The organism is Streptomyces sp. NPDC015242, from assembly GCF_043079125.1.
In the GTDB taxonomy this organism is placed as follows: Bacteria; Actinomycetota; Actinomycetes; order Streptomycetales; family Streptomycetaceae; genus Streptomyces.
Map to the genome: position 1 here is coordinate 1,211,400 of NZ_JBIBUF010000001.1, position 10,274 is coordinate 1,221,673.

At 77.4% G+C, this 10,274-nt stretch carries 1 protein-coding gene; it reads left to right on the plus strand.

The window, feature by feature from the left end; all coding sequences use genetic code 11:
* The first annotated feature begins 20 nt into the window (after positions 1–20).
* A complete protein-coding gene (locus tag ACF07N_RS05075; RefSeq protein WP_392108502.1) occupies positions 21–10,202 on the plus strand; it encodes a type I polyketide synthase in 10,182 nt (3,393 codons plus the stop codon).
* The last annotated feature ends 72 nt before the right edge of the window (positions 10,203–10,274 follow it).

Below are 10,274 nucleotides of genomic sequence, written 5' to 3' on the forward strand. Positions count from 1 at the left end.
GGTTCAAGGAAGTGACACACGTGGCTGACGACGACAAGTACGTGGAATACCTCAAGCGGGTCACGGGCGAACTGCGGCAGACCCGCCGCCGGCTGCGCGAGGCGGAGGACCGGGTCCGCGAGCCGATCGCCATCGTCGCGATGAGCTGCCGCTTCCCCGGCGACATCCGCAGCCCCGAGGACCTGTGGCGGCTCGTCGACGCGGGCGGCGACGCCATCGGCGCGCTGCCCGCGGACCGCGGCTGGGACATCGAGGACCGCTACGACCCCGACCCCGACCGCCCCGGCACCTTCTCCACCCGGGAGGGCGGCTTCCTCCGCGACGCCGCCGCCTTCGACGCGGCCTTCTTCGGCATGAGCCCCCGCGAGGCCCTGGCCACCGACCCCCAGCAGCGCCTGCTGCTGGAAGCCTCCTGGGAACTGCTGGAGCGGGCAGGGATCCGGCCGCAGACCCTGCGGGGCAGCGCCACCGGCGTGTTCGTGGGCGCGGCCACCTCCGGCTACGGCCAGGGCCCCGTCGAGGTGCCCGAGGACGTCCACGGCCTGATGCTGGCCGGCAACGCCACCTCCGTCGCCTCCGGCCGCATCTCCTACGTCCTCGGCCTGGAGGGCCCCACCGTCACCGTCGACACCGCCTGCTCCTCCTCCCTCGTCGCCCTGCACTGGGCGGTGCAGGCCCTGCGCAACGGCGAGTGCGACCTCGCGATGGCCGGCGGCGTCGCCGTCATGGCCACCCCCGGCCTGCTGTTCGAGTTCAGCCGGCAGCGCGGCCTGGCGCCCGACGGCCGCTGCAAGGCGTTCGCCGACTCCGCCGACGGCACCGGCTGGTCCGAAGGCGTCGGCCTGCTCCTGGTGGAACGCCTCTCCGACGCCCGCCGCAACGGCCACCCCGTGCTCGCCGTGGTCCGCGGCTCCGCCGTCAACTCCGACGGCGCCTCCAACGGGCTGACCGCCCCCAACGGCCCCGCCCAGCAGCGGGTGATCGAACAGGCCCTCGCCAACGCCGGTCTCACCGCCGCCGACGTCGACGCCGTCGAGGCGCACGGCACCGGCACCACCCTCGGCGACCCCATCGAGGCCCAAGCCCTGCTGGCCACCTACGGCCAGGACCGGCCCGCCGAACGGCCGCTGCTGCTCGGCTCCCTGAAGTCCAACCTCGGCCACACCCAGGCCGCCGCCGGAGTCGCCGGCGTCATCAAGACCGTGATGGCGCTGCGGCACGGCCGGCTGCCGCGCACCCTGCACGTCGACACGCCCTCCACGCACGTCGACTGGGACGCCGGACACGTCCGCCTGCTCACCGAGCCCGCCGACTGGCCGGACACCGGCGACCGCCCGCGCCGGGCCGCCGTCTCCTCCTTCGGCATCAGCGGCACCAACGCCCACACGATCCTGGAGGCCGCACCCGAGCCGGAGCCCGCGGCGGACGACACGACACCGGCGGCCGTTCCGGCCGAACCGCTGCCCCTGGCCCCCTGGTTCCTGTCCGCGCGCAGCGCCGGGGCCCTGCGCGGCCAGGCCGCACGGCTCCTCGACCACGTCACCGCCCACCCCGGGCACGACCCGCGCGACACCGCCCGCGCCCTGGCCACCACCCGGCAGGCCTTCGAGCACCGGGCCGCCGTCCTCGCCCCGGACACCGCCGCCGCACGCGACGCACTGCGCGCCCTCGCCGACGGCGAGGAGCACCCGGCCGTCGTCACCGGCCGCACCCTGCGCGGCGGTACCGCGTTCCTGTTCCCCGGGCAGGGCGCCCAGCGCCCCGGCATGGGCCGGGACCTGTACGACGCCTTCCCCGCCTTCGCCCGCGCCTACGACGAGGTCTGCGCCCACCTCGACCCCGAACTCGGCCTGTCCCTCAAGGACACCGTCCTGCACACCGGCGACGAGGAGGCCCTGCGCGCCACGGGACTCGCCCAGCCGGCCCTGTTCGCCTTCGGCGTGGCCCTGTTCCGGCTGCTGGAGTCCTGGGGCATCACCCCCAAGTACCTGCTGGGCCACTCCCTGGGCGAGCTGACCGCCGCCCACGTCGCGGGCGTGTGGTCGCTGGCCGACGCCTGCCGGCTCGTCGCCGCCCGCGGCCGGCTCATGCAGGCGCTGCCCGAGGGCGGCGCCATGATCTCCCTCGACGCGGCCGAGGACGAGGTGACCCCGCGGCTCGCCGCGCACGGCGACGCCGTGTCCGTCGCCGCCGTCAACGGGCCCCGCGCCACCGTGATCTCCGGCAGCACCGCGGCCGTCGAGGCGGTCGCCGCCGAACTCGGCGCCCTCGGCCGGACCACGCGGCGGCTGCGCGTGTCGCACGCCTTCCACTCCGCCCGCATGGACGGCGCCCTCGACGAGTTCCGGCGCGTCGCCGAGAGCGTCACCGCCCGCCCGCCGCGGATCACCGTCGTCTCCGACCTCACCGGCCGTGCCGCCACCGCCGGCGAACTCGCCTCGGCCGACTACTGGGTACGGCACCTCCGCCACACCGTCCGCTTCGCCGACGGCGTCGGCCACCTCGTCGAGCGGGGCGTCACCCGCTTCCTCGAACTCGGCCCCGACGCCTCCCTCACCGCGCTCGCCCGCACCTGCCTGCCCGACGACACCACCGAGCGGGTCTGCCTGCCCCTGCAGCGCAAGGGCCGCCCCGAGCCGGCCACCCTGCTGGCCGCCGTGGCCGGGGCCCACGCGCACGGTGTGCCCGTCGACCACGAGCGCCTCCTCGGCGGCCCGGGGCCGGACGCCCCCCGGATCGAGCTGCCCACCTACGCCTTCACCCGCGAGCGGTACTGGCTGCGGCCCGCCGCACAGACCGGCGACGTCACCGGTGCCGGCCTCACAGGCGCCGGGCACCCGCTGCTCGGTGCCGTGGTCCGCGTCGCCGACGAGGACCGGGTCCTGCTCACCGGCCGCCTGTCCACCCGCAGCCAGCCCTGGCTCGCCGACCACACCGTCTCCGGGACCGTCCTGCTGCCCGGCACCGCCTTCGTCGAACTCGTCCTGCGGGCCGGCGACGAGGTCGGGTGCGGCCTGCTGGAGGAGCTCACCCTCCAGGCGCCGCTGGCCCTGCCCGACGGCACCGGCGTGCAGCTGCAGATCGTCCTGGGCGCCCCCGACGACGCGGGCCGCCGCACGGTCGCCGTCCACGCCCGCCCGGACGCCGACGACGACACCCCCTGGACCCGGCACGCCACCGCCGTCCTCGCCCCGGCCACCCCCACCCCGCCCGGCGACGACCTGACCGCATGGCCGCCCGCCGGCGCCCGTCCCGTCCCGCTGGACGGCTTCTACGCCGCGCTCGCCGCCCAGGGCTACCAGTACGGCCCCGTCTTCCAGGGCCTGCGCGCCGCCTGGCACGACGGCGACGTCCGGTACGCCGAGGTCGCGCTGCCCGAGGACGAGCACCGTGACGCCGCCCGTTTCGGGCTGCACCCCGCCCTCCTCGACGCCGCCCTGCACGCCCAGCTCACCGGCGGCGACGGCGAGGCGGACGGCGACGGCGGGGGAGTGGGCCTGCCCTTCGCCTTCAGCGGCGTCACCCTGCACGCCGTCGGCGCCACCACTCTGCGCGTCCGGCTCGAGAAGCGCCCGGGTGGTTCGGTGCGACTGCGCGTCGCCGACGGCACCGGACGACCCGTGGCCACCGTCGACTCCCTCGTCAGCCGCCCGCTGTCCACGGACGCCACGCCCGCCGCCCGGCCGGCCGACGGAGCTCTGTACGCGGTCCGCTGGACGGCCGCCGACCTGCCCGTGGCGCCGGCCACCGACGGCTGGCGCCTGGCCGCCGACGACCCGTCGGACCTGATCCCCGACTGGCCCGCGCTCGGGCCCGACGGCTGCACCGCCGCCGTCCTGCCCTTCGCCTCCGCACCCGGCGAGACCCCCGCCGGGGTCGCCTCCCGCGCCCTGGACGCCCTGCGCACGCTCCTCGCCGACCAGCGCACCCAGGACGCCCCTGTGGTCGTCGTCACCCGGGGCGCCGTCGCCGCCGGGGACGAGGACGTACCGGACCTGTCCGCCGCCGCCCTGTGGGGCCTGGTGCGCTCCGCCCAGACGGAGAACCCCGGCCGGATCGTCCTCGCCGACCTCGACGGCACCGACGCCTCCCGTACCGCCCTGGCCGCCGCAGTCGCCTCCGGCGCACCGCAACTGGCCCTGCGGGAAGGCCGGTTGCTCACACCGACGCTGACGCGTGCCGATACCGCGCGGAACGCCGATGGCACCGCCGCCGGGAACGCCGATGGCACCGCCGCCGGGCACCCCGCCGGCACCGCCGCCGGCCGGACCGCCGCCTGGGACCCCGACGGCACCGTCCTGATCACCGGCGGCACCGGCGCCCTCGGCACGCTCGTCGCCCGCCACCTGGTCACCGCGCACGGCGTGCGCTCCCTGCTGCTGCTCTCCCGCAGCGGCCCGCACGCCCCCGGCGCCACCGAGCTCGCCGCCGAACTCACCGCCCAGGGCGCGGCCGTCCGCATCGAGGCCTGCGACGCGGCCGACCCCGCGGCCCTCGCCACCGCCCTGGCCACCGTCCCCGCCGAGCACCCGCTGCGCGCCGTCGTGCACACCGCCGGCGTCCTCGACGACGGCGTCCTCAGCTCGCTCACCCCGGACCGCCTCGCCACCGTCCTGCGCGCCAAGGCCGACTCCGCGCTGGCCCTGCACCGGGCCACCCGCGACGCCGGCCTCACCGCCTTCGTGCTGTTCTCCTCCGCCGCAGGCCTCCTCGGAGGCGCCGGACAGGCCAACTACGCCGCCGCCAACACCGTCCTGGACGCCCTCGCCCAGCACCGCCGCGCCCAGGGACTGCCCGCCGTCTCGCTCGCCTGGACCCTGTGGCAGCACGACGGCGGCATGACCGGCGGCCTCGACGACGGCGACGTACGCCGCATCGCCGCCTCCGGACTGCCCGCCCTCGACCCCGCGCACGCCCTGCGGCTGCTGGACGAGGCGCTCACGGCCGGCGAGGCCGTGCTCGCCCCGCTGCGCACCGACCCCGCCGCGCTGCGGGCCGCCGCCGCGGCCGGCCGGCTGCCCGCCCTGCTCCACGGCCTGGTCCCGGCACCGGCCCGGCGCACCGCCCGCACCGCGGACGGCGGCGACTCCTCCGCACTCCTGCGGCGCCTCGCCGCACTCACCGTCCCCGAGCAGGAACGCCTGCTGCTGGACGTGGTGCGCCGCCACGCCGCCGTCGCCCTCGGCCACGGCTCGGCGGGCGCCGTCGACGGCGAACAGTCCTTCAAGGACCTCGGGTTCGACTCCCTCACCTCGGTCGACCTGCGCAACCGGCTGAACGCCGAAACGGGACTCAGGCTGCCCGCCACCCTCGTCTTCGACCACCCCAGGCCCAGCGCCCTCGCCCGCCACCTGCGGCAGGAACTCGCCGGCGGCACCGAGACGGCGCAGACCGCCACCGCCGCCGTGGGCGACGACGACCCCGTCGTCATCGTCTCCATGGCCTGCCAGTACCCGGGCGGAGTCACCTCCCCCGAGGAGCTGTGGCGGTTCGTGTCCGAGGGCGGCGACGCCATCGGCGCCTTCCCCACCGACCGGGGCTGGGACCTGGACCGGCTGCCCGGCCTGGAGGCCGGCTTCCTGCACGGCGCCACCCACTTCGACGCCGCCCTGTTCGGCATCTCCCCGCGCGAGGCCCTCGCCATGGACCCGCAGCAGCGCCTGCTCCTGGAGACGTCCTGGGAGGTCTTCGAGCGCGCCGGTCTCGACCCGCTGGCCCAGCAGGGCAGCCGCACCGGCGTGTACGTCGGCGCGATGGGATCCGGTTACGCGTCGGGCCTCGCCGACATCCCCGAGGGCATGGAGGGCTACATCGGTCTCGGCGTGTCCGGCAGCGTCATCTCCGGCCGGGTCGCCTACACCTTCGGCCTGGAGGGGCCGACGATGACGGTCGACACCGCCTGCTCCTCCGCCCTGGTCGCCCTGCACCTCGCGGCCCAGGCGCTGCGGCGGGGCGAGTGCTCGATGGCGCTGGCCGGCGGCGTCACCGTCATGGCCACCCCCGGCACCTACACCGAGTTCACCGCGCAGAACGGGCTGGCCGCCGACGGCCGCTGCAAGGCGTTCGCAGCCGCCGCCGACGGCACCAGCTTCTCCGAGGGCGTCGGCATGCTCCTGCTGGAACGGCTGTCGGACGCCCGGCGCAACGGGCACCCGGTGCTCGCCGTCGTCCGCGGTTCGGCCACCAACCAGGACGGCGCGTCCAACGGCCTGACCGCCCCCAGCGGCCCCTCCCAGCAGCACGTCATCCGCCAGGCCCTCGCCTCGGCCGGACTCTCCGCCGCCGACGTCGACGCCGTCGAGGCGCACGGCACCGGCACCACCCTCGGCGACCCCATCGAGGCCCAGGCCCTGTTCGCCACCTACGGCCGGGAACGGCCCGAGGGACGGCCCCTGCTGCTGGGCTCCGCCAAGTCGAACTTCGGCCACACCCAGGCCGCCGCGGGCGCCGCCGGCGTCATCAAGATGGTGATGGCGATGCACCACGGCGAACTGCCCCGCACCCTGCACGTCGACGAACCCTCCCCGCACATCGACTGGTCCAGCGGCACCATCGAACTGCTCACCGAGCCCCGCCCGTGGCCCGCCCGCGAAGAACGCCCCCGCCGGGCCGGCGTCTCCTCCTTCGGCATCAGCGGGAGCAACGCCCACGTCGTCCTGGAGGAACCCCCCGCCCCCGCACCCGCTCCCGAACGGGACGCGGCGGCGGTCGTGCCGCGCGCCCACCCCGTCTCCGGGCACACCCCCGAGGCGCTGCGCGCCCAGGCGGCCCGGCTGCGCACCCACCTGCGCACCGCCGAGCACGACCCGCGCGACCTCGCGCACACCCTGGCCGCGGCCCGCCACGCGCAGCGCCACCGGGCCGTCGTCGTCGCCGAGGACCGGGAGGAACTGCTCACCGGCCTCGCCGCCGTCGCCACCGGCGAGAGCGCCGGCCACGTCGTCACCGGCGCCGCCGACGACGGCCGCCTCGCCGTCCTGTTCAGCGGCCAGGGCGCCCAACGCCCCGGCATGGGCCGCGACCTGTACGCCGCTCACCCGGTGTTCGCCGAGACCTTCGACGCCGTCTGCGCCGAACTGGACCGGCACCTGGAGGGACCGCCGCTGCGGGAGGTCGTCCTCGCCGCCGAGGGCAGCGCCGAGGCGGCGCTGCTGGACCGCACCGCCTGGACCCAGGCCGCCCTGTTCGCCTTCGGCACGGCCGCCCACGCCCTGACCGCCTCCTGGGGCGTCCGGCCCGACGTACTGGCCGGGCACTCCGTCGGCGAGCTCACCGCCGCGCACGCCGCCGGGGTGTTCGACCTCGCCGACGCCTGCGCCCTGGTCGCCGCGCGCGGCCGGCTCATGCAGGCGCTGCCGGAGGGCGGCGCGATGACCGCAGTCGAGGCCACCGAGGCGGAGGTGCTGCCGTACCTGGAGGGCCGGGCCGACCGCGTCGCGGTCGCCGCCGTCAACGGGCCCGTCTCCGTCGTGGTCTCCGGTGCCGCGGACGACGTGGACGCGGTCGCCGCCGAGTTCGCCGCGCGCGGCCGCCGGACCCGGCGCCTGCGGGTCAGCCACGCCTTCCACTCGCCGCTGATGGACGCCATGCTGGAAGACTTCCGTCAGGTGGCCGCGCGCGTGCGCTACGCGCCGCCGGCCGTCCCCGTGGTGTCGAACCTGACCGGCGCCCTGTGCGCCGGCGAGGACCTGTGCACCCCGGACTACTGGGTGCGCCACGTCCGCGAGGCCGTGCGCTTCGCGGACGGGGTGCGCGCCCTGGAGACCGACGGCGTCACCCTCTGCCTCGAACTCGGCCCCGACGCCACCCTCACCCCCCTGGTCCGCGACGGCGTCGGCGACCCCGCCGCCGTCACCGCCGTGCCCCTCCTCCACCGCGACCTGCCCGAGACGCGCGCGGCGCTGCTGGCCGCCGCCACCCTGCACGCGCACGGCCGCGGAGACCTGCCCGCCCACCCCGCCGACGCCGGCGCCCGGCCCGTCGCCCTGCCGACGTACGCCTTCCAGCGCGAGCGCTACTGGCTGGAACCGTCCGCGCGGACCGCCGCGCCCGCGGTCGACGGCGCCTTCTGGGACCTGGTCGAGGCCGCCGACCCGGCAGCCCTGGCCGAGCGGCTCGACCTCGACGCCGACGCCCCGCTCAGCGCCGTCCTGCCCGCCCTCGCCGCCTGGCGCGGCGCGGACCGCAGGCACGCCGAGGAACAGCGCTGGGAACACCGCGTCACCTGGCGGCCCGCCGCCGACGGCGCCACCGCCGCCCTCACCGGCACCTGGCTGCTCGCCGTCCCCGGCTCGCTGGACGGCGGCCCCTGGGTCACGTCGATCGCCGAGGCGCTCACCGCGCACGGCGCCCACGTCCGCGTCCTGCCCGTGGACTGCGCGGGCGCCGACCGCACGAGCCTGGCCGCCGCCTACGACACCGCCCGCGAGGACGGTCCGGCGCCCGCGGGTGTCCTGTCCCTGCTGGCCGCCGACACCCGGCCGCTGCCCGGTCACCGCGCCGTCCCGGCCGGGCTCGCCGCGACCACCGCCCTCGTGCAGGCCCTCGCCGACCGGGCCACGGGCCCGGAGACCACCCGCCTGTGGGCCGTCACCGCCGGCGCCGCCGGCGTGCTGGGACACGAGGCGCCCGCCGCACTCGAACAGGCCGCCGTCTGGGGCCTGGGCCGCACCGCCGCGCTGGAACACCCGCAGCTGTGGGGCGGACTGGTCGACCTGCCCGCCGGCACCGGTGCCGTCGCCCCCGGCATCGCCCGTCGGCTGTGCGCGGTCCTGGCGGACGGCCGCGAGGACCAGACCGCCGTGCGCGCCGCCGGGACCTTCCTGCGCCGCCTCGAACGCGTCCCGGCCGCACGCCCCGCCGGCACGTCGCCCGACTGGACGGGCACCGTCCTGCTCACCGGCGCGACCGGCGCCCTCGGCCTGCGCACCGCCGCCTGGCTCGCCTCCCGCGGCACCACCCGGATCGTCGCCGTCAGCCGCTCGGGCCCCGGCTCGCCCGGCGCCGCCCGCCTCGAGGAGACCCTGGCCGGCACCGGCACCGCACTCGTCCTGACCGCCTGCGACGTCGCCGACCGGGACGCCCTCGCCGCCCTGCTGGCCGAGCACCCCGTCGACGCGGTCGTGCACACCGCCGGCGTGCTCGACGACCGGCTCATCGACGGCATGGACGCCGACGCCCTGGAGAACGTGCTGCGGCCCAAGCTCGCCGCCGCCCGCAACCTCCACGACCTCACCCGGGACCGGGACCTGACGGCGTTCGTCCTGTACTCGTCGGTCTCCGGCACCCTGGGCACCATCGGCCAGGCCAACTACGCCGCCGCCAACGCCTGCCTCGACGCGCTCGCCGAACAGCGCCGCGCCGCCGGCCTGCCGGCCACCTCCCTGGCCTGGGGCCCCTGGGCGGGCGGCGGCATGGCGACCCGGGACGCCGGCACCGAGGCCCGCATGCGCCGCGGCGGCATCAGCCCCCTCGACCCCGACCGGGCGGTGGAGGCGGTCGGCCGGGCCACGGCACGCACCGACGCCGTGCTCGCCGTCGCCGACATCGACTGGGCGCGGTTCGCCCCCGGCTTCACCACCTCCCGGCCCAGCCCGCTGCTCGCCGAACTGCCCGAGGTGCGCGAACTGCTCGCCCGGCGTCCCGAGAGCGCGGACGCGGACGCCGGGCAGGCCCTGCGCGCCCGGCTGGCCGGACAGACCCCCGCCGAACGGGAACGCACGCTGGTCGGCCTGGTGCGCACCGAGGCCGCCGCCGTCCTCGGGCACGCCTCCGCCGACCGGGTCGGCGCCACGCAGGCGTTCAACGCCCTCGGCTTCGACTCGCTGACGGCGGTCGAACTGCGCAACCGGATCGGCGCCGCCACCGGTCTCGCCCTCCCGGCCACGCTCCTGTTCGACCAGCCCAACGCCACCGCGCTCGCCGGACACCTGCTCGGCCGGCTCACCGACGACACGGACGCGGCCGGCGCCGTCCTCGCCGACCTCGACCGGCTGGAAGCGGCCCTGTCCGGGCTGCCGGCCGGCGACGCCCGGCTCGACCGCATCGGCGCCCGCCTGCAGTCGCTGCTCGGACGCATCGGCGGCACCGCGACCGCCGCCGCACCGGCCGCGGCGACCGGCGACGACATCACCGACCGCCTGGAGTCCGCCGCGGCGGACGAACTCTTCGACTTCATCGAGAACGACCTCGGCATCTCCTAGCGGGGACGGCCACGGGACCTCGGAAACGGGTGAGGAACGCATGAGCGATGAGGACAAGCTCCTCGGCTACCT